The sequence below is a fragment of the Noviherbaspirillum pedocola genome, assembly GCF_016632335.1.
Lineage (GTDB): Bacteria > Pseudomonadota > Gammaproteobacteria > Burkholderiales > Burkholderiaceae_D > Noviherbaspirillum_A > Noviherbaspirillum_A pedocola.
Genome location: NZ_JAEPBG010000004.1, coordinates 33,059 through 53,258 on the forward strand (window position 1 = coordinate 33,059; position 20,200 = coordinate 53,258).

Below are 20,200 nucleotides of genomic sequence, written 5' to 3' on the forward strand. Positions count from 1 at the left end.
GCTGTCCGGCGCCTTCGCACGCCGCCCCTGTTCCGCGCTGGGGCGGCTTCCGTCAAGCGTCACCGCGCCAATGGATCCGGCCGCATCTGCACCTTGTACACCTTCGGAGAATTTTCCACCCCGCCTTCGTTATGGAAGCTGGCCCGGGTGCCGGAAGTCGTCCATAGCCCGCGTCCCTTCCATCCCGCGAGCGGATCGTCGATCCTGCCGTCGACGTTCTTGGTGAAGAAACCAAGCGGATAAGGCATGCGCAGATTGATCAGCTTGTCATCCACCACGGCGATCAATGCCTCGCCGCCGTTTGCGGAAGCGATCGCCACATTCGCTCCCAGGCCAAAGGCGTTGTAGCGATCGACCCAGACGTAGTAGGCATGATTGGCGCTGCCCTGCGCATCGAGGTTCCTGAATTGCGGCCCGGGCATCTGGTACAGCTTCCAGCCTTCCGGACACTGCTTGCCTTCGGCCGCGCCCGGACCATTGAGCGGGCCCTTGCAGAGCCTGCGGTCAAAGCTCGCGATATGCCCGCTCGACAATGCCGTCCACACGACGCCGTTCAGATCGATGTCGATGCCGCGCGCACCGAAGGTGCCTTCCGGCGGTTGATAGATTTCCGCAAGCGCTGTGCGGGCCGGGTCCGGGCCCGGATCCAGGCGCACGATGTAGCCGGGCTGGTCCATGCGCGAGAAGCCGCGGTCCATCGATTGGCCCCAGATGCTGTTGTCCACCGGGCTCGGCATGATGCCGTAGAAAGCGGCCATCACGCGCTTGTCCTTGCTTGGGTCGAGCGGCTGGTTCGCTTCGACATAGTCGTCGCGCTTGCCGTTGCCGTTGGTATCGATGATCAGCGGCGTCCAGCCCTGCGACTTCTGCTCGTCGTGCGTCTGCAGGTACATCTTCGTGTTGAGCCATCCCACCACGCCGCCCGCCGGCGAGCCGCTGCTGGTCCAGAGCGTGTTGTTCTCGTCATGCCCGAAGTACAGATGGTGCGTGGTGAAGCAGGTGTCGATCAGGTTCCAGGTCTTCGTCGCCGGGTCATACACCGAGAGCTGGCGCACCGACCCATCCAGCGGCACCACCATCGCCGATGGATGGGTCGAGCCCTTGCGGCAGAAGGCCGGATTCTGCTCCGGGCGTATGCGCGCGGTGAACCAGATGCGTTTGGCCTCATCCATCATCACGTTGTGTATGCTGGTATGACCGTCCCAGATCGGCTCCATGCCCCAGTAGGCCGAGTTCCCATGCGGCAGATCCAGCGAAGACGGCGTCTTCGGATCGCGATACGGATGGCGCACTTCGGCCGCGATGTTGCGTACCGGGTCCAGCGTGGGCACGAGGTCGGTGCTCTCTTCCGACGAGCCCCAGATCAGACCGTTGGCATTGATGCGCGGATTGCGCTTGTCGGTGGAGATCGCATCATGCTGGTAATGCTTGGGCGATGCCCAGTCCCAGACGGTGTACACCACGTTGCGCTCGATGCCTTCGGGACGGGACGGCTTGGCGAACGGCAGCTCGCCCTGCCTGATGCGGTCGGTCCAGTTGGCATACATCGCCAGCGCCTTCTCCGGGCCCATGCTGCCAAGGACGATGGCCATGTAAGGCATGGCCTGGCCCGCCTGGGTGCGATGCGCCCAGGCCGTGAACGAGTCGCCGAGGCGGGCAAAGGTTTCAGGCACCTCGCGTATGCCCTTCGATCCGAGCGCATGGCAGGACTGGCACATGTTCTTCATCGTGTCCACCCAGGCCGCCTGCGATTTCATCGTCGGCGCCATGCCGGCGTTGCCCGGCGCGCCGGCGACGAAGTCTTCGGGCTTGGGCACATCGATCAGGGAATACCAGTACATGCCGGGGTAATACGCGGCGGCCGCACGCTCGTCAGGCGCGGTCACTGCCTTGAGGTTAACGAGCTTGCCCGGACGGGCGCTGACCTTCGGTGAATCGACGAGCCCATAACCCCGCACCCAGACGCGGTAAGAAGCTTTCGGCAAGGACGGAATGACAAAGCGGCCCTGGTCATCGGTCACGACGATCTTGGCGTACTTCGTCGGCAGATCGGTGGTCTCGGCGATGACCCATACCCCGGTCTCCGGACCATGATCGCCCTGAACAGTGCCGCCGATGTCGACGCGTGAAATCGATGGCCCGGCCGCGGGGAACGCCAGCGCCGGAACAGCGCCAGCCAAGAGCAACAGCATGCCGATACAGGTGCGTGTCTTCACTACCGTCTCCTGATTGTTCGAATTTTTATTACAGTTGCCTTTGGCATCGAACATAGCAGAGTCGGTGTCGGAGCGGCAAGCAGGACTTCGCACCCATGCCGCTTTCGCTGATGCTTGCATTGCCTATGGTGAGGCCCGCGTCAGAGCGCGCCTACAAGGTTCAGACAGCGGCTTCATCCGGTCGTACGGCGCACCAGTTGCCGCCGGCGTAACGCAGCAGGCGCTCGCCTTCATAACGCCACAAATGCAGCCAGTCGTTTTCAATCAGGTCGCTCACGAGCTTCTGCTCCCGCAGCACGCGCTCTATCCTGTCGCTGGGCGCATCGATCACCACCGTCAGCCGCAGCGGCGCATGCATGCAGCGCTCGCCGTCGTGCAGCGACTGGCGCGACAGGCCAATGCGCAGATCACCGCCGTTGCCCTCGAATACGCCAATGCGGCCGCCAACCACGTTGTGCAACAGCTTGTTGCCGCTGCCGAACTGCTGCGGCGCGCATACCGATGCATGGTATTGCCAGTTGATCCAGTGCGCGACCAGCATCGGCGCGGTCATCAGCGATTGCAGCAGGCTGCCGTCAGGGTCCTGCTCGGCCTGGTAGTCGTGCAAGAAGCTGCGGCCATCGAGCACTACGCTTCGCGTGCGCCGGCGCGGCGCAATGATGAGGCTGGCATTGCCGGCGAGCCCCCACTCGGGCCGGGTTTCGGCGCCGTCGTTGGCGCGACGGCGCAAGGCGGCCAGCAGGTCGCGATGGCCTGTCGCGGGATCGAGCCCCAGGCGCGGGGCACGCTCGCGCCGGACGGCATCGCAGGCATGGTCGAACACCTGCCGCAGCCGCTCCCATCGCGCGCGCGCCACGGATGGCACACGGTCCAGGTCGAAGGCTTCGATTTCATCGGTCGTGGTGTTGTGCAGGGCGGCGACGAATACCGTGTCGCCCGGAATGCGGATGTCGTGGCGCGGCAGGCCTTCACGGACCTCTGGCGCATTGAGCAATTGCGCAAGCGCGCGCGCATTGACTTCGCCGGTCTGGCCGCAGCAGGCGCCGCAATCGAGCGCGGCGGCGTGGGCATTGTTGCTGCTCTGGCTGCCATGGCCGACCAGCAGCACCAGCGGCGCCATCCAGCCGGCCAGTCCCATCGCCTTCAACACGCGCGCAGCCAGATCGACTTTTGCATCGGGGTCCAGGCCCGACAGCGCGGGGCGACAGACGCTGTGATAGCGCGCGGGCAGGCCATGCATATCCTCGTTCACGCGCGCACTCTCTGATTGCCTCAGCCATCGCGCCAGCTTGCCGGCATAAGCCACGCCGGTGGCTTCGACGAAGGAAAAGGCAGCATTGGGCCACCGGCTTGCCGCAAGTCCCGGCGCCGACCAGGCGAAGCGCCGGCGCCTTGCACGCAGCGCCGCGCGACTCGCCTGCCCTGCTTCATCGATCCGATCCTTGCGCGCATCCTCGAAGCAATCCTCCGCTTCGATCGCCGGCGCCAGCAGTCCGGGCAGCTGCGGCCGACGCGCCTGTGTGCCCAGCGGCGTATAGGCGATCGGTAAACCGAAGAAGCCGGCGAAGCCAACCGTCCGGATCGCGGGCCACAGGTTTTCCAGCGCGCGGCGCAAGGGCTCGCTGCGCACATCGATGCAGAACGCTGCCTGCACTTCGATGTCCGGATCTCCTTCGGTCGCGCGCCCATGGCCGACAGGCGTAGCGGTGAGCCGGCCGGCGAGTCCGCGCTGGTAATGTGCTTCAAGCGCAAGCTGCCACACTTCATCGACCAGGAGCAGATCTTCTGCCTGCGCCATGCGCTCGGCAAAGCCGGACCATGCGCGCTGCAGGATGTCGGTCGCACGGCGCGCGGCAGCATCGCCCTTGCATTCGAGCAGAATCGCGCCCCAGGCCAGGCGTATTGCCAGCAGATCGCGCAGATGCGCATCCGTGCGCCCTTCCTGCCGCGCCTGCCAGCCGAGATAGGCGCACCATGACGCCCATCCATTCACTGTCAGCAGCAGCGCTTCCAGGTAATCGGCCCATGTGTCTTCGGGCAGACCGAGCCGCTGTAATACCCATCGCTCGGCGTCGGCGCGCGTTGGCGGCAAGGCATCCAGCCATCGATGCATGCCGGGCACGCCCATCAGCATGCCGATGCCGTGGTCGTGCGTGAGCGTGTCGCGCCAGAACGCGTACAGGCCGGATGCGCGTTCGGGTTGCCAGTCGGCCTGGCATTCGTCGAAGTAGGCGGCGCACACCTGGCTGACCTGGTGCGTGATTGCCTGCCGCCAGTCCAGGCGCGCCTGCCGCGCCGGATCGTCGTCGAGCAGATCGATCAGCAGGGGCAGGCGTCGCAGGCACGGCGCCGCGTTCAAGGCATCAATGCAATCCGAACCCTTCATGCCGGCAGCGCGTGCCGCGGGCAGCGTAGCCAAAGCGCAGTCGAGATCGGCAGGACCGATGCGCTTTTCTTCCCAGGCTTCGCGCAAATGGCTGCGCGGCGGGAATACAGGAATATCCGCAAGCAGAGCCATGCGCGCCGCCACACGGCGCAGCGGCATGCCTATGCGTTGCCAGTGCGGATTGACGGCAATCGCGCCATCCAGCGGCCAGGCCGGCGCGATTCTTTCGCATGCCTGCGCGCAAGCGGCTTCGATGCGGAGATCGTGCGCCTTGCGCTCTTGTCCCGTCGATGTCGGGGCGACGTCGCAGTCCTGCCGGTTGAAGTCGTGATGCTGTAGCTGGCTGAAAGGCATTCTGTCCATGATGTCGGTTCCAATTGAATCAGCGTGAAGAGGAGGTGGCCGGCGAGGCGCTGTCGAGCGCGCGGGCAATGACACTCGCGGCGGGCATCCATCGCCCGGGCCACAAGCGCAGCGCCAGCCGGGTATAGGTCTCATCGACGTGGAAACCCGCATAACTCCAGCGGCGCCAGGCTTCCATGCCCTGCGGATGCAGGCGCAGGGCAACCACGCTGAGATACATCACGCCCATTCCGAGCAGGGCGACGAGGCCGGCACCGTCCCTGGGCGCGTCGTGCAGCCCCAGCGGCAGCTTGTGCGCGCATGCCATCAGCAGGCTCAGGCCGGCCACCATCGCCACACCGGCCAGCGCCTGCCACGCTGCTTCGCCGCGGGGCTGCGTGCCGGGCAGCCACAGCAAGGGCGCCCAGGCAAAGGCCAGCACGCCGCTCCACCACCACGGCAAGTTCGCCAGCATCAGCAGCGGCGTAATGATGGCCGCTGCCACGAACGGCGCCGCCACGGCACTGCCCGCGCTGACACCCGAAGCGCCGCGCATCCTGTCGCGCCGTGTCTGCTGCACGACGCTCGAGGAAGCGAGAAACGCATGCGCCTTGTACAGGGAATGTCCGATGAGATGCAGCGCCGCCAGGGTGTACAGACCGAGGCCGCATTCCAGCACCATGAAGCCCATCTGCGCGCAGGTCGACCAGGCCAGCCGCACCTTGATGCTGATGCGCGTGAGCATCGCTAGGCCGGCCAGCAAGGCGGTCAGGAGGCCGGCGCCCGCCAGGATCCAGCGTGCCGCCGGCGCGGCATCAAGCAGCGGCGCAAAGCGGATCAGCACAAAGCCGCCAAGGTTGATCACGCCGGCATGCAGCAGCGCCGAGACCGGCGTCGGCGCTTCCATCACCTGCATCAGCCAGCCATGCACCGGCAGCAGCGCGGTGCGCAGAATCACCGCCAGCACCAGACCTGCCGCGGCAAGCTGCAGCGGCACGGACGCGTTGCCGCCCTCGAGATGGCGCCACAGCGCATCGAAGGAACCGCTGCCGACGTCGTACCAGGCAAGGGCGGCGGCGGCGAGCAGCATGCCGTCGGCCAGGCGGTCGGCAATGCGCTTCTTGTGCGCGGCCAGCAGTGCGAACGGGCGTTCCGGATAAAAGCCGAGCAGACGTTGCAACGCCTCGCCCACCATTGCCCACGCCAGAATCAGCACCAGCCAATGGTTCGCCAGCAGCAGCACATGAACGGCGGCCAATACCGTGGCAAGCGCCGTGATATAGCGCGCCTGTCCGGGCTCGCCGTACAGATAGCGCGCCGAGAACGCGCCAATGACCGTTCCGAGAAATTGCACGAGGACGGCAAACCAGGCGCCGAATGGCGTAACGATAACGCCAGGCAGGTATTGCGGCTGGACTGCGTTGCCGGCTGTTCCCTGTAGCGAACTGAGCAGATGCAGCAAAGGCGCGGCCAGCGCGGCTAGCAGCGCGGCAAGGGCAAGACGGGAAAACAGCTTCCAGGCCGCGCCTGTATTAGAGCCTCTAATAATGAATGGTGATGGCGCCAGAAGTGCCGCTATCAGCATCATCGAGCCAGGGAGTACAGCGAAGAGCGAGAGAAAAAGATGGAGGATTTGCATGTCGGTTCCGGAAAAACGCACCGACAAGATGGTGATTGCAAATAATCATTCTGTAAAATACATAGATCGGAACGTTTTCATACATAAAAAAGAATGATTGAACTCGGACAGCTCAATTTCCACCACCTTTTCTATTTCTGGCGGGTCGCAAAACTTGAGCATCTGACACGCGCTGCCGAGGAGTTGCATACCTCGCAGTCGGCCTTGTCCGCACAGATCAGGCAGTTGGAAGAACGCCTCGGTGAAGCGCTGTTTCAGCGCTCGGGAAGGCGACTGGTGCTGACCGACGTTGGGCAACTGGTGCTTTCCTACGCCGAAAACATCTTTGGTTTAAGTCAGGAAATGCTGGGCCGGCTGCAGGGCCAAAGCACAGGCATGCTGCGCTTGCGCGTCGGCAGTGTGGCCACGATGTCGCGCAATTACCAGGAGAACTGGATCCGCCCGCTCCTGGCCGATCCGACGGTCACGCTCACGCTCGAATCCGGCGTGCTGGACGGACTGCTCGAGCGCCTGCTGCGGCATCAGCTTGACGTGGTGCTGGCCAATGAAACGGTGCCGGCCGATTCGGAACGTCCGCTGCTGTGCCGCTTTCTCGGCAGCCAGGAAATCTCGCTTGTCGGTCCCGCGGACAAATGGGCGCAACGCGCGCTGCGCCTGCCGCAAGACCTCGACGGACTGGAGCTTGCCCTGCCGGGCCCAAGGCATGCGCTGCGGGCGCAATTCGACGCCTTGTGCATATCGGCCGAAGTCAAGCCCCGCCTGCGCGCCGAAGTCGATGACATGGCGATGCTGCGCCTGATCGCACGCGACAGCGGCTGGCTCACCGTGCTGCCGGATGTCGTGGTTCAGGATGAATTGCGCGCAGGCGTGCTGGTACAGCTGGGCCGCCTGCCGCAGCTGCGGGAAAACTTCTATGCGATTACCACGCTGCATCGGCATCGCATCGAGCGCTTGGAACACCTGCTGTCCGGCTCGGGCGAAGTCAGCGATCCGGCTGCCTTGCAATAAGGCACCAGCAGCCTGCGCCATGGCGCGGTGATGCAGTAGTGCGGTGGCGGTGCCCCTGGTATTGACGGATCCGGCTGAACAAATGTTCGATCATGACTTTTGTAGCCATTACCCTGTCATTCCGCTAACATGACGCATCCTTAAACCCTTGCATTATTGTCAAGGCTCCCTGCACCCTGTCCAACCCGGAAGAACGACGACCATGCCGTCACCACGAAAAGGCCGCGCTGAAGTTCTGCTGAATGCCTTCAGGGACAAATGGCAGTTCTCCCGCCGCAAACCGAAGATTTTTGCTGCCTGGTCGCTGCTGTGCATGGCGCTGCTCGTCATTGCCTGGGGCGTGGTGCTGTCGGGCCTGAAGGAAGACCGGGCCGCGGTCGACGAGCGTGCCAAGTTCGAAGCCGAGGCCCTGGCGCATACCTATGCCGACCGTCTGTCACGCAGCATCAACAGCATCGATCTGGTCAGCCAGCATGTGCGCTTCGAGTGGGAGTCGCTGCACGGCAGGATCCGCCTGGAACGAATGCGGCGCAATGGCCTGTTCCCGAGCCCGAGCCTGTACTACGTCACCATCGTCGACAAGAACGGCATACCGCTGACCAGCACGCTACCGAATTTCCGGTCCACCGCGCTGGCCGATCGCCCGTATTTCCTGGAGCAGAAGAACAGCAAGACCGACCGCCTGGTACTGGCTCCGCCGATCATGGGCCGGATGTCGATGGCCAACGTGGTGCACTTCTCGCGCCGGCTCACCGACGGCAACGGCAACTTCGACGGCATCGTGCTGGTCTCCGTCTCCCTTGAATTCTTTACCGCCAATTACGACACCGCGATCTTCGGCGAACACGGCCTGCTGGCGGTGGCCAATAGTGATCGCAGCCTGGAGTTGGGACGCATCGGCCAGAACGTGTATCCGCCCGAACAATCGCCCTTCAGCCAGGTACCGGAAATGACGGGGTCTTCCGGCAGGGCACAGCTTGCGGGAAGCGACTACTTTTCCGACAAGCGTTCGCGCTATGTCGGCTGGCAGCAGCTGCAGGACTATCCGCTGCTGGCCATTGCCGGGCTTGATGAAGCGGAAACCCTGATCCCCTATGAAAGAATGCGGCGCGACACGCTGTGGCGGGCGGCATGGGCAAGCTTCGGCCTGGTACTGCTGACCCTGATCGCCATAGCGCTCACCATTGAAATGGCATGGCGCAAGCATCAGCTCGACATCACGCAGACCACCTATCGGCTCGCCACCGAGGAAGGCAGCGAAGGTTTCTACATCGTGCAGCCGGTGCGGGAAGCGGATGGCACGGTATCGGATTTCGTCGTCATCGACTGCAACCAGCCCGGCGCGGAGTTTTTCAAACTGCGGCGGCACCAGTTCATCGGCAGGAAGATTTCCTTCGTCGAACGGCATTTCAATCTGCGCCGGCTTCGCACGGGCCTGATCGAAGCCCTGGACAAGGGCGCTTATGACAGCGAAATGGACTTGCCGATTTCCAGCCCGCTGTCGATGCGCTGGGTGCATCTGAAGGTGGTGCGCTCGCAGGACAATCTCGCGGTGCGTCTGCGCGACATCAGCGAAGCCAAGGCCCACGTCGAGGAACTGCGGCGCCGCGGCGAGGAAGATGCGTTGACCGGGCTGCCAAATCGGCATTGGGTGCAGATGCATTTGCCCGTGGCCCTGGAGCAGGCGCGCCGCAATGAAGAATCGGTCGCGGTGCTGTTCGTCGACCTCGACGGCTTCAAGAAGGTCAACGACACTGCCGGGCATGCGGCTGGCGATGAACTGCTGCAGCATGTGGCGCTGCGGTTGAAGGAAGCGACCCGCCCCTACGACAAGGTGGTGCGCTTCGGCGGCGATGAATTCGTGATCATCCTCGAGAATGTCGAGCACCGCATCGACGCGGCGCAGGTGGCGCAACGCGTAGTGGCGGCATTCAAGACGCCGTTCCGGCTGCGTCAGGCCAATCACACCGTCGGCACCTCGATCGGCATCGCCATCTTTCCCTCCGACGGCCAGGATGCCGCGACGCTGCTGGAGAAGGCCGACATCGCGATGTATTCGGTGAAGACGCGCGGCAAGGGCGCCTACCAGTTCTATGAAGCGAAGTTCTACAACGCGCTGCGCGAGCGGCTGAAGAAGGAAACCGATATCCGCAATGCCATCGAGCGCGATGAATTCGTGGTCTATTACCAGCCGCGCGTGGATGTCGCCACCGGCGTGACCGTCAGCATGGAAGCGCTGGTGCGCTGGAAGCATCCCACCAAGGGCCTGCTCGAGCCCTATGACTTCATCGTGCTGGCCGAGGAGACCGGCCTGATCATCGGCATCAGCGAACTCGTCATCGACAAGGTCTGCGCGCAGCTGGCGAGCTGGGCCAAGCGGGACGCGACACTGGTGCCGGTGTCGGTGAACGTATCGCCGCAGCATTTCCAGCATGCGGACGTGGCCAAGATCGTAACCTCGGCGCTGGCGCGCCACCGCGTCGCGCCGGATCTGATCGAACTCGAGATCACCGAATCCTCGGTCATGGAAGGCAATGAAATCTCGGGAGCGCTGTCCATCCTGCAGCGCAAGGGCATCAAAATCCTTGTGGACGATTTCGGCACCGGCTATTCCTCGCTGTCGCAACTGCACCGGCTCGACTTCGATGTGCTGAAGGTGGACCGCACCTTCACCGCCGAAGTCGACCGCAGCGAACAGGGCCGTGTGTTCTTCACCGCGATCGTGACGATGGCGCATGCGCTGGGCATGCGCGTGGTGGCGGAAGGCGCCGAGCGCGCATCGCAGATGGCGATCCTGAAGGAGTTGCATTGCGACGAAGTTCAGGGCTTTTACATCTCGCGTCCGATTCCGCCGGAGTCCGAACAGCCGGTGCTGGCGCGGCATTTCCTTCCAGTGCCGGAATAAGGCATCGCCCGGCGCATCCATGGCACGCACCTTGCTGAGGAGGAAGCGGTAACGCTTCAGTCTCCTCCAGTAGTTTTCGCCCGCCCCGTCGGCGGGCGTTTTTTTGGTGCGACGGCGTTGCGCCATCCTCAGCTGCGCCAAGGCGGCGCACCAACCCCGCGAGGGATTGGTTCAAGCACGCAAGCAAACGCCACATGGGACTCGCATCCTTAATGATCAAGGGCGTGCGTGCAAGTTCTGAGTCCCGCATCGAGCCTGCATTGCAGTCTGCGCCGTTGCAGCTGCTACCAAACCTGCCACAGTGGTCAAGACAAGGGGCACCGACGCCGAGTGTTGCGGTCTGATTGGTATCACTACCGATGCGGGGAAGCCATGGAACGGGAAGTCACCAGCTATTTCGATGAGAACTCCGACCTCTATCAAAAGGCTCGACCACACTATCCGCCAGCATTCATCAGGTGGCTGGCGCAGCAGTGCCGCCACCATGACCGGGTATGGGATGCGGCTTGTGGCAATGGACAAGCGGCAATCGATCTGCGCGAGCACTTCGCCGCGGTCGAGGCCAGCGACGTCAGCAGCGCGCAGATCGACACGGCGCCACCGCTAGACCGTGTGAGGTTTTCGGTGCAATCGTCCGAGCGCACCGAGTTCGACGATGCCGCTTTCGATGCCGTCTGCGTCGCGCAGGCGCTGCACTGGTTCGATCTGGACAAATTTTGGCCGGAGGCGCTGCGCTTGCTGAAGCCCGATGGCGTGTTCGCCGCGTGGGGCTACGGCTGGCCGCAATTGCCGCTGCGACTGGCGGCGTTGCTGCAGGAAACGCTGTTGAACGTCATCGCGCCATACTGGGCGCCGCAGAACCGGCTGCTGTGGGCCGGCTATCAGGGCATCGCCCTGCCCTCGCCCTTCATGCGCATCGATGCGCCGCCCTTTGACATGGCGGTGGAATGGGACGTGGAGCAACTGTTCATGTATCTGCACAGCTGGTCGGCCACGCGCAAATGCATGGAGGAACAGGGTGACGCCTTTTTCCGGCGCAGCCATGAGCGCCTGCGCGAGCAGTGGGGCGAGCCGCGCAAGCTGCGGCTGGCCCTGGACCTGCATGTCATTGCCGCGCGCAAGCCGGCTTGATCCCTACGGTGGCGGTGCTCAACGGATGCGCCCGAGGTCGTGACGCCGCTCCAGTTTTTCCTCATACAGCGGCTGGCCGTGCAGCCGCGCCAGCGTCGTGGTGAGCGTGCGGCCGAGGTCTTCGATCATCTGACGCTGCTTGTCGTTGGCGATGGTGCCGTCCACGGCAAAGACTTCCTGCGCCTTTCCGACCGCAAGCTGATCCGGCAGCACGATGACGCCGATATTGGCCAGGATGGTGCGCACATGCGCCAGACCGCGCAGGCCGCCGAAGCCGCCCGGCGAGGTGCTCATCAGCACTGCAACCTTGTTGCGATAAGGCGCGAGGCCGTCTTCGCCATCGACCGGACGCGATGTCCAGTCGATCGCATTTTTCAGCAGCGCCGGCAGCGAGCCGTTGTATTCCGGGCTGGCAATCAGAAAGCCCTGGTGCTCCATCAAAAGGCGGCGCAATGCACGCGCGCCTTCCGGCATGCCCTGTTGCGCTTCGAGATCACCGTCGTAGATCGGCATCGTGAAGTCGCGCAGATCGATGACATTCACTTCTGCGCCAGCTGCGCGCGCGCCTTCAGCGGCCACGCGCACCAGTTTCTTGTTGAAGGATTCGCTGCGGGTGCTGGCGGCGAAGGCCAAAATTTTCGGCTTGGTTCCTGACATGCTGTGCTCCTTGCGCATCTGTTGATGCCGCTTGGACCCGGCTCGGCGATCTTCGTTGTCGCCCTGCGCGCCGAATCGGTCAAGGCTTGTCGATGGGCGCCGGGGCGGGTTCCTGGCTGGATTCGGCACCCGAGGCCGCGCCCGGTTTCGGCGTGGGCGGGTTCTGCGCTTCACTGGCCGGCCCGCTGTCGTCAGGCAAGGGACGGTATTGCGCATCCGCACCGCGTTCCTTGCTGCCGCTGATCTTGCTCGCACGGCGCTGCAGATAGGCATCGCGCACGAACGCATAGCGGTCCAGCGCGGCTTCCTCGAGCAGGTTTGATGCGCTCAGCAAGCTGGCGCGGGTATCGATGATGCGTACTACCGTGCCGGTGTTGCGCACATCGACACGCTGCACGTATTGCCACGGATAGCCTTCAAAGTCGACCGGCAAAGCAGCCGCGTCGCGTATCGTCGAGGAACCGAAGAAAGGCAGCACCAGGTAAGGACCGGAACCCACGCCCCAGACGCCAAGCGTGACGCCGAAATCCTGCTTGTGCTTCTGCAGGCCCGCTTCGCTGGCGATGTCGAGGAATCCGAAAAGACCGAGCGTGGAGTTGACGGCGAATCGCATGATGTCGGACACGCCATCGGCGCCGCGGCCTTGCAGCAGGTTGTTCACTGCGGTCCATACGTCGCCGAGGTTGCCGAAGAAATTGTTGATGCCGGTCTGCACCGAGCCGGGCAACACCTTCTGGTATGCGGTGGCCGCAGGCTTCAACGCATAGCGGTCGATTTTGTCGTTGACATTGAACATTGCGCGGTTGTAGCCCTCCAGAGGATCGGCCGGGTTTTTGGTATCGGTTGTAGCGCAGCCGGAGAGCGCAGCCGCGAGTCCAGCCGCGAGCACTGCTTGAATGGCGTTCTTCAAGGCGTATTTTCCTGTTGGGATATCGATGCGAAACGGGACAGTTGCAATTGACCGCAAAAGCCGCAGGCAGTAAGGACGTGCTTCCTCCTGCGCATCATGCATGCGGCGCGCCGGCATGTCAGTGTGCTTGCCAACATTGAACGCCATGTTGAGCTGTCCGGGGTTGCGCGTGATTGACGCTGCCGGCGTCATCCCTGGAGGAAGGACGTTGCAACCTTTGAACGGGCTACTGGCGCGTGGCAGACAGTTGCTGCGCGCGCTCGAGATGTCGCATCGTGATTGGCAACCATGCCTGCGCATACGACCGTAGCGCTGGATTTGCCGCGGTGCGCGCAGTCTGGTCCAGCAGCCCGAGCAGGCTCTTGTGGTCGGCAATGCCGAACAGATACAGATAGCGGCGATCGAATTCCGGCCCCGAAAGCTCGCTGATCTCCGCCGCTACCGCCCGGTGCACCAGGTCTGCGCCCTCGGGCAGCAAGAGTCCGGCGGATGTGGCCAGGGCCTGCAGCTGCTGCAAGGCCTTGCCATGCTCGTCGACAATGGCTTGCGCGAAGGCTTTTACCTGCGCATCCTGCGTGCGCGTCAGCGCAAGCTGGCCGGTCTGGATCTCGGCGATGTTGGTTTGCGCCAGATCGGCAAGAAGACGCAGGTCGGACTGACTCATCGCCTTCGATGCCACGGCGACTGCGCGCTGGTGCTCGGTCTGACCGCCGCCTTGCGTGGCGCAGCCGCTGAGGCCGAGCAGAAGTACGGACAACAACAGGGCTGATGCGCGATGGCGCTTGTTCATCGGGGTTCCTCGCAGTGATGGCGCGCAGCGACGGTGAGATGGACTGCGCTTGACGGCGCTCATTATAGGCATGGCCATGCAGGGGCAAAGGCTGGAACTCCGCGCCAGCGATTGCTCAAAGTCATGAAGCGCGGACGGCGCTGCCGCACTCAATGTCGCCGCCGCAATCCAACGATTCCCAACAGAGGTCACCATGAAACGACAGCTTCTTGCAGTATTGCTCGCCACGGCGCTTGGCGCCTCGACCGGCGCCCAGGCACAGACGATGAACGGCGGCGCCGACGGCGGCGGCACGCCGGGCCCGGGGGCAGGCATCGATCCGGGCGGCTCGAACAACGCCGGCGCGGCGACAACGAAACCGGGCAAATCGAAGTCGCACGCATCAACGAAACCGCATGGCGGCGGCAATGGCAAATCGAAGACCCTGGGCGGTGGCCCGCTGGGCGCGGGTGCGGGAATGAGCGGTTCGGATTCCTCAACCGGCGCCACGCCCAGTGCGGCGCGCGCGCCCACCACGCGTTGACAAGCATGCGCAGGCAGCGCCTAGGGGCGTGCTTTCCAGCCTTGCGCCGCAGTGCGCTCGCGCGGCGCCATCCTGTCTTTCAAGCGCCGGCGAGATCGTTCGTGATCTCCTGCAACGCGCCGCGCAGCCAGCGGTGCGCAAGGTCGCGCACTTCACGCTCGTGCCACAGCATATCGATGCGCAAGGGCGGCAGCGCGAAGGGCAGCCGCGTCCAGGTCAGCAGGTCGTCCATGCGCGTGGTGGCGATAAGCTGGATCGGGATGATGGTCAGCAGATCCGACGCGGCGGCAATCTGCGCGCCGACCGTGAACTGGTTGACGGTGAGCACGATGCGGCGCTCGCGGCCCATGGCGGCCAGCAGCTTGTCGGCCTGACCCTGCATGCGGCCGGAGAAGTTCACCAGCACATGGTCCGCTTCGCAATAGCGGTCCAGCGTCAGCTCCTGCCGCGCCAGCGGATGGTCCTTGCGCATCACGCAGACATATTCGCCGCTGTACAGCGGATCATGGCAAATGCCGCTGTCGACTTCCTGCTCGGCATCGATCTGGGCGACGATGCCGGGAAACGAGCCGACGGCCAGATCGATTTCGCCGCGGATCAGCGATTCGCGCGGATCGCGGCTCAACAGCGGCAGAATCTGCAGGGTCAGTCGTGGCGCGGCCCGCTTCAGCAGGGGAATCAGCGGCGGCAATACCCGCGCGGCGGTCGAATCGGCCATGCACAGGCGCAGGGTCTTGCTGACATCGACCAGATCGGACTTTTCCGGCCCAATCGCGGCTTCCAGGGTTTCCAGCGCTGAACGCACCGCCGGCCGCAGCGCCAGCGCGCGGGCAGTCGGCTTGACGCCATGCGCGGTACGGATGAACAGCTCGTCATCGAGCACATAGCGCAGACGCTTCAGGGCATTCGAGACCGCCGGCTGCGTGGTAGCCAGCCGGTCAGCGGCGCGGGTCAGGTTCAGCTCCGTCATCACGGCGTCGAATACGCGCAGCAGGTTGAGATCAAGATTGGTAAAGCTCATGGAATGGCTCGTGAGGGTAAGAACCGGAAAAAATCGGTATCAGGGCGCGGCAAACCGCCAGGCGATCGGTTTAGTGTGCGGCGCAGCATAACATGAACATCGGTGCATTATGGAAACGCCATGCAGGCAAGTTGCGCTGCATCGCAGCATGCGCCATGCATGCGCTTCTCCGCACAAAAAGCAGGAGCGCTCATGACGATGGTGCAGAGATCCTGCTCATGCGCGGCGGCAATTCACAGCGTTGGGGCATGCGTCCGCGCTTTGCCATGGCACGTGGATTGCCTAAAGGCTTGCGACCATGCATTCCGGCCGCGCTTGCATGGAACCTGTTCATGGAGTCAGCCGATGTTTCACCAGATACCCGTCATCGACCTTGGCGCAGACAGCAGCGCCGCCGGACGGCGCCGCATCGTCGAGGCGCTGGACAATGCCTGCCGCACGGCCGGCTTTTTCCATCTCGCCGGGCACGGCGTGCCCGCAGCGCTGATCGAGCGCCAGTTCGAGTGGAGCGCGCGCTTTTTCGCGCTGCCGCCGGAGATAAAGATGAGCCTGCATCTGTCGCGCAGCCGCAGCCACCGCGGCTACGAGGCCATCGGCGACCAGCGGCTCGATGCATCGATGCGGGCGGATCTGAAGGAAAGTTATTACTGCGGCATCGACTATCCCGACACGCATCCGTTTGTCGTGCGCGGCTATACCGGCTATGGCGGCAACCAGTGGCCCGATGCCGCCCTGCCCGGCTTTCGCGCAGCGATGGGGGAATACATCGCCGTCATGACAGCGCTGGGAAACCGGGTGATGGCGCTGCTGGCCGAGGCGATGCGCTTGCCGTCGCAATATTTCGCGCCCTTGTATGCCGATCCGATGGTGGCACTGCGACTGCTGCGCTATCCGCCGCATCCCGCCGGCGCCGACGCGCGCGACATCGGCGCAGGCGCTCATACCGATTACGGCGCGCTGACGCTGCTGGCGCAGGACGAGCATGGCGGACTGGAAGTGCAGAATCCGGATGGCCACTGGATTCCGGTGCCGCCACGTGCCGGCGCCTTCGTGGTCAACATCGGCGACATGGTGCCGCGCTGGACCAATAACGCCTATCGCTCGAATCCGCACCGGGTCATCAACCGCAATCCGGGTGGCAGGCCGCGCTACTCGCTGCCCTTCTTTCACGGACCGCGCTACGACGCGCGCATACGCTGCGTGCCGAGCTTTCTGCCGCTGTCGGGACCGCCGGCATGGCCGGACTGCACCGCTGGCGAGCATTTGCTTGCGCAGTACCGAAAGACTTACGGGAAGACGCTGGAGGGGAGTCTGGATGGAAGGAAGGGTTCGGGGGAGGCAGCCGGGGCGCTGTCATAGCACATCGGCATGCTTTTCATGCCATGCGCCGTGATGGCGCGCGCACCGGCTGCACATGCCGGCGGCTCGCCATACGCCGCCGGCATGTGTCTGTCATTTGTTCTGTCGCTTGGTGTCTTCGCTACCCGAGTTGCGATACCAGCCCTGGGTCGATGCCTGCGCGCCGCTGCCGGGGGCAAGCGATTCATTCTGCATGGCGTCCTCTTCCCGGTCGCGCGCATCGTCGCTGTAGCGCCTCTGGTCCCGGGTTGCCGTGGATGAAGAAATCTTGTAGCCCTTCTGTCCTGCGCTATGAGTCATGGGAGTCTCCTTCAGGGATGGTTTGCAACGGGGGGGAAAACGCGACCAGTATAGGCCCGCGCTTCTCGACTGCCGCAACAGCAAGTCGGGAATTGGCTGAGAGGACGCCGCACGAAAAAAGTTTCAAATGGAAATTGCCCGGTAACGCGCTCCGAAGCCGCCGCTATTGCGCCAATCTTTGATGACATTCGATGGTCGAGTGTGCGCGGCAAGGCTATCCTGTCGATTTGCGCCGACGGCTTCGCTCGGCCGGATCACACAGGCGGCTGCGTAGCCCAGCTCGATCGCCGCTCAAGGCATTGGGACAGAAAATGACATTCATCTGGCCGGAGTTGCTGTGGTTGCTGCTCGCTGTTCCGCTGTCTGCAGGCCTGTACTGGTACTGGCTGCGGCGACGGGCCCGCGCGGCGCTGCATTTCGCCAGCCTGGGCGTGGTGAAGGAAGCGCTGTCCGGCCGACGCCAGACGCGCCGCCATATCCCCCCGACGCTGATGCTGCTGGCGCTCGGCTGCCTGATCGTCGCCATGGCGCGACCAGTAGCCAGGACCGCCCTGCCCTTCACCGCTTCAACGGTGGTGCTCGCCATCGATACATCGCTCAGCATGGTGGCGCAGGATTTCGAGCCGAACCGCCTGGCCGCCGCGCAAATGGCCGCCAAGCAATTCATCCAGCAGCGACCCGCGCATACCCGGCTCGGCATCGTTTCCTTCGCCGGCACGGCAGCACTGGTGCAGGCGCCGACCGCCGACGCCGAGCGCGCGATCGAGGCCGTCGATGCGCTGCGCCTGGAATCGATGACCGCTGTCGGCAGCGGCATCCTGGTGTCCCTGAAGACGCTGTTTCCGGATGAGGAAATGGATCTTATGGCGGTCGATCCGCGCGTGCGCGCCAAGGACGACCGCAACGGCGCCCGTTCGCTCGATGAAGGCGGCCGCAAGGAAGCGCCGAAGGCGAAAGTGAACCGGCCGGGGTCCTACTCGTCGGCGGCGATCATCCTTCTCTCCGACGGCCAGACCACGATGGGTCCGGACCCGATCGAAGCCGCGCGCATGGCAGCCGAACGCGGCGTGCCCATCTATACCGTGGGTGTGGGCACTACCGAAGGACGGATCATCTCGCTGGGCAACTACCGTTTCAATGCGACGCTGGATGAAGACACGCTCAAGGAAATCGCTGCCATTACCCATGGCGAGTACTACAACGCCACCGACGCGGCGGCGCTGGTCAACATCTATCGCAACCTGAATGCGAAGGTGCTGATCGACAGGCAGGCCAAGGAAATCTCGGCCTTGTTCTGCGCGGCAGCGGCGCTGTGCGCGATCGTGGCGGCGATGCTGTCGATGCTCTGGTTTTCACGCGTGGCGTGAAGCACGGGTTTGCAGGAAGCGTTGCCGCTGCATCCACAGGGTGGACACCTGGAGGGTGCAACAGCGACAGCGCATTGCCGACGGCAGCCGCCGTGCATTCCCGGTGCGCAAACAGCTTGCTATCGCTCCACCCGCGGCGGCCACTTGCTGCGGCGCTTGTCATTTCCCTGGCGCTTGTCATGCCGCACTGCACCCGTAGCCGACATTGTCGCCGGATTGTCCAGCCAGGCATTGAGCTGCTCGCGCACCTGCCCGGCGCCTCCGTGCAGACGCACATAGCGGTAATTCAGCGCGCGCCGCAGCAAGTCGTCGGTGGCCTGCGGCATTTCATTGCGCAGGCCGATGATGCGCTGGCAATTGCGGAATACCTCCGGGCTGCGCACTGCGTCGGCCGGCACGATCGACAGACGCAGCTGCGGATACAGCGCCTGCAGATCGGCATAATCGCCGGCGCGGCTGGCCACCAGGCCAATGACAGGCTTGAAGTCGCTGTTGGCCGAAGGCGGCAGCTTGGGATCAAACAGCGGCTGCATGTCGCCTAGCGGACCCGTCTCGGCTTCATCGGCATCCGGCTGCGACGCCACGGTGAATGCTTGCGACGCACCGGGCAGTTCCGCCGCTGGCTCAATCCGAGTCTGAGCCTGGGCCGACACGGCCTGCGTCAGCGGGGCGAGCAAGGGCGCAAAGCGCGCCGCGCCGCCCGGCCGGGACCATGCGTCGACCAGCACCCTTGCCAGCTCATCGCAGATCAGCGCCACGATCGGACGCGCGCGCTCGATCAGGCCGTCGAGCGTCTCGCGCTCGGCCGCTTGCGCATCGGGCCGGGCTTCGCGAGTGGCCTGCTGCGCAACCGGGTCCGCAACGGCAGCACGCATCTGCTCCGGCTGCTCCGGCTGCTCTGCCGGCTCGGGCTTTCCAGCCAACGTCTGATCCAGCCGCATTTGCCTGAAAATGATGCGCAGGCGCGCGCGTATGCCTTGAAAGCCCTGAGCGATCGAGATCTGCTTGCGATGCCTTTCAGCGGGCAGCACTTCCTGGGCCAGGAAAACATCCTTAGCTTTAATTTCTTCCAATGTATCGGACGCAAGCAGCGCATTGCCTTTCTGCTCCAGCAGCCAGGCAGCGATTCGACTCCATTCGCCATCGGTCCATTTGATCGCGGCGTTGGCCGCGGATATCGTAGTTTCGTTTGCCATGGCAAAAACCAAGCGTTAAAGAAGCCCGCCATGCCTGCTGGCATAGCGTAAAAAGGCGCGACCAGCAGACGCGACCGCCGACGCAGCCGTGTCCCGGACCGCAACGGCATTGCATGAAGAATGGCGTGCATCGTGCCGCTGCGGCGTCGAAGAGGCCAGCAAGGGCATGCCCGCGGTGTTCGTCTGATCCTTTGCAAGCTTGCTCTTCGCTCGGCCGCCTGCGACAGAACTCGCATAGGCGACATCAGTACCGGAGCCGAGGCACAGGGCCTGCCACATACCGGTAGAGAACTGGAGAACAAGAGTCGCTATCGCTTGCGTCGATGCCATGGACATAGCCATTACTCACGCAGGCAAGACCGCTTCACACGGGGACACAAAGCGCGGCGAATTATACAGGCGCAGCGAGCGCCTTCGCGCCATGCCATCCCAGCGACAGCATGCATGATT

Annotated in this window: 15 protein-coding genes; 6 read left to right on the plus strand and 9 right to left on the minus strand. The window is 63.9% G+C overall.

All coding sequences use genetic code 11. The annotated features are described in order from the left end of the window. Positions 1-59: 59 nt before the first annotated feature. The 3 genes from JJB74_RS11140 to JJB74_RS11150 form a co-directional block, all read right to left on the minus strand. Complete coding sequence (locus JJB74_RS11140; protein WP_200591950.1) at positions 60-2,216, minus strand: carboxypeptidase-like regulatory domain-containing protein; 2,157 nt, start codon at positions 2,214-2,216, stop codon at positions 60-62. Positions 2,217-2,376: 160 nt separating this feature from the next. Then, a complete protein-coding gene (locus JJB74_RS11145; RefSeq protein WP_407672337.1) occupies positions 2,377-4,956 on the minus strand; it encodes a YbcC family protein in 2,580 nt (859 codons plus the stop codon). A 28-nt stretch (positions 4,957-4,984) separates the two neighbouring features. Next, positions 4,985-6,583, minus strand: coding sequence for an NADH-quinone oxidoreductase subunit L (locus JJB74_RS11150; RefSeq protein ID WP_200591952.1), 1,599 nt, complete (start codon positions 6,581-6,583; stop codon positions 4,985-4,987). Positions 6,584-6,679: 96 nt separating this feature from the next. Between JJB74_RS11150 and JJB74_RS11155 the strand changes: the two genes are divergently transcribed. The 3 genes from JJB74_RS11155 (at position 6,680) to JJB74_RS11165 (ending at position 11,627) form a co-directional block, all read left to right on the plus strand. Then, positions 6,680-7,591: a LysR family transcriptional regulator gene (locus JJB74_RS11155; protein WP_200592307.1), complete on the plus strand. Its 912-nt coding sequence runs from the start codon at positions 6,680-6,682 to the stop codon at positions 7,589-7,591. A 202-nt stretch (positions 7,592-7,793) separates the two neighbouring features. Beyond that, the gene (locus JJB74_RS11160; RefSeq protein WP_200591953.1) at positions 7,794-10,496 is read left to right on the plus strand and encodes a bifunctional diguanylate cyclase/phosphodiesterase; all 2,703 of its coding nucleotides are present in this window, start codon (positions 7,794-7,796) and stop codon (positions 10,494-10,496) included. Positions 10,497-10,868: 372 nt separating this feature from the next. Further along, complete coding sequence (locus tag JJB74_RS11165) at positions 10,869-11,627, plus strand: class I SAM-dependent methyltransferase (RefSeq protein ID WP_200591954.1); 759 nt, start codon at positions 10,869-10,871, stop codon at positions 11,625-11,627. A gap of 18 nt (positions 11,628-11,645) precedes the next feature. Here JJB74_RS11165 and JJB74_RS11170 read toward each other — a convergent pair whose 3' ends face one another. From JJB74_RS11170 to JJB74_RS11180, 3 genes are all read right to left on the minus strand, one after another. Beyond that, positions 11,646-12,284 carry an NADPH-dependent FMN reductase gene (locus JJB74_RS11170; RefSeq protein WP_200591955.1) on the minus strand — a complete coding sequence of 213 codons (639 nt, stop codon included), beginning with the start codon at positions 12,282-12,284 and terminating at the stop codon, positions 11,646-11,648. Between the two features lie 79 nt (positions 12,285-12,363). Then, positions 12,364-13,194: an MlaA family lipoprotein gene (locus JJB74_RS11175; RefSeq protein ID WP_234484109.1), complete on the minus strand. Its 831-nt coding sequence runs from the start codon at positions 13,192-13,194 to the stop codon at positions 12,364-12,366. A gap of 226 nt (positions 13,195-13,420) precedes the next feature. Continuing rightward, positions 13,421-13,984, minus strand: coding sequence for a DUF4142 domain-containing protein (locus JJB74_RS11180; protein ID WP_200591956.1), 564 nt, complete (start codon positions 13,982-13,984; stop codon positions 13,421-13,423). A 193-nt stretch (positions 13,985-14,177) separates the two neighbouring features. On the opposite strand from JJB74_RS11180, the gene JJB74_RS11185 reads away from it, so the two are divergent. Beyond that, positions 14,178-14,507: a hypothetical protein gene (locus JJB74_RS11185; RefSeq protein WP_200591957.1), complete on the plus strand. Its 330-nt coding sequence runs from the start codon at positions 14,178-14,180 to the stop codon at positions 14,505-14,507. Positions 14,508-14,586: 79 nt separating this feature from the next. Here JJB74_RS11185 and JJB74_RS11190 read toward each other — a convergent pair whose 3' ends face one another. Then, positions 14,587-15,528, minus strand: coding sequence for a LysR family transcriptional regulator (locus JJB74_RS11190; RefSeq protein ID WP_200591958.1), 942 nt, complete (start codon positions 15,526-15,528; stop codon positions 14,587-14,589). A 345-nt stretch (positions 15,529-15,873) separates the two neighbouring features. Between JJB74_RS11190 and JJB74_RS11195 the strand changes: the two genes are divergently transcribed. Further along, a complete protein-coding gene (locus JJB74_RS11195) occupies positions 15,874-16,887 on the plus strand; it encodes an isopenicillin N synthase family dioxygenase (protein WP_200591959.1) in 1,014 nt (337 codons plus the stop codon). Positions 16,888-16,980: 93 nt separating this feature from the next. On the opposite strand, the gene JJB74_RS11200 is transcribed toward JJB74_RS11195, so the two are convergent. Further along, on the minus strand, positions 16,981-17,187 hold the full coding sequence (locus JJB74_RS11200) for a hypothetical protein (protein ID WP_200591960.1): 207 nt from the start codon (positions 17,185-17,187) through the stop codon (positions 16,981-16,983). 311 nt (positions 17,188-17,498) lie between these two features. Between JJB74_RS11200 and JJB74_RS11205 the strand changes: the two genes are divergently transcribed. Further along, positions 17,499-18,554, plus strand: coding sequence for a VWA domain-containing protein (locus JJB74_RS11205; RefSeq protein WP_200591961.1), 1,056 nt, complete (start codon positions 17,499-17,501; stop codon positions 18,552-18,554). 119 nt (positions 18,555-18,673) lie between these two features. Here the strand turns inward: JJB74_RS11205 and JJB74_RS11210 are convergent, their stop codons facing one another. After that, entirely contained in the window at positions 18,674-19,750 is a 1,077-nt protein-coding gene (locus tag JJB74_RS11210; RefSeq protein WP_200591962.1) for a hypothetical protein, read from the minus strand. Between the last annotated feature and the right edge of the window lie 450 nt (positions 19,751-20,200).

Excerpts from the sequence above, each read along its gene's own strand:
- JJB74_RS11150 (WP_200591952.1), bottom strand. The coding sequence starts at position 6,583 with ATGCAAATCCTCCATCTTTTTCTCTCGCTCTTCGCTGTACTCCCTGGC.
- JJB74_RS11145 (WP_407672337.1), bottom strand. The coding sequence starts at position 4,956 with ATGCCTTTCAGCCAGCTACAGCATCACGACTTCAACCGGCAGGACTGC.
- JJB74_RS11170 (WP_200591955.1), bottom strand. The coding sequence starts at position 12,284 with ATGTCAGGAACCAAGCCGAAAATTTTGGCCTTCGCCGCCAGCACCCGC.
- JJB74_RS11165 (WP_200591954.1), top strand. The coding sequence starts at position 10,869 with ATGGAACGGGAAGTCACCAGCTATTTCGATGAGAACTCCGACCTCTAT.
- JJB74_RS11180 (WP_200591956.1), bottom strand. The coding sequence starts at position 13,984 with ATGAACAAGCGCCATCGCGCATCAGCCCTGTTGTTGTCCGTACTTCTG.
- JJB74_RS11190 (WP_200591958.1), bottom strand. The coding sequence starts at position 15,528 with ATGAGCTTTACCAATCTTGATCTCAACCTGCTGCGCGTATTCGACGCC.
- JJB74_RS11205 (WP_200591961.1), top strand. The coding sequence starts at position 17,499 with ATGACATTCATCTGGCCGGAGTTGCTGTGGTTGCTGCTCGCTGTTCCG.
- JJB74_RS11160 (WP_200591953.1), top strand. The coding sequence starts at position 7,794 with ATGCCGTCACCACGAAAAGGCCGCGCTGAAGTTCTGCTGAATGCCTTC.
- JJB74_RS11210 (WP_200591962.1), bottom strand. The coding sequence starts at position 19,750 with ATGGCAAACGAAACTACGATATCCGCGGCCAACGCCGCGATCAAATGG.
- JJB74_RS11200 (WP_200591960.1), bottom strand. The coding sequence starts at position 17,187 with ATGACTCATAGCGCAGGACAGAAGGGCTACAAGATTTCTTCATCCACG.
- JJB74_RS11195 (WP_200591959.1), top strand. The coding sequence starts at position 15,874 with ATGTTTCACCAGATACCCGTCATCGACCTTGGCGCAGACAGCAGCGCC.
- JJB74_RS11185 (WP_200591957.1), top strand. The coding sequence starts at position 14,178 with ATGAAACGACAGCTTCTTGCAGTATTGCTCGCCACGGCGCTTGGCGCC.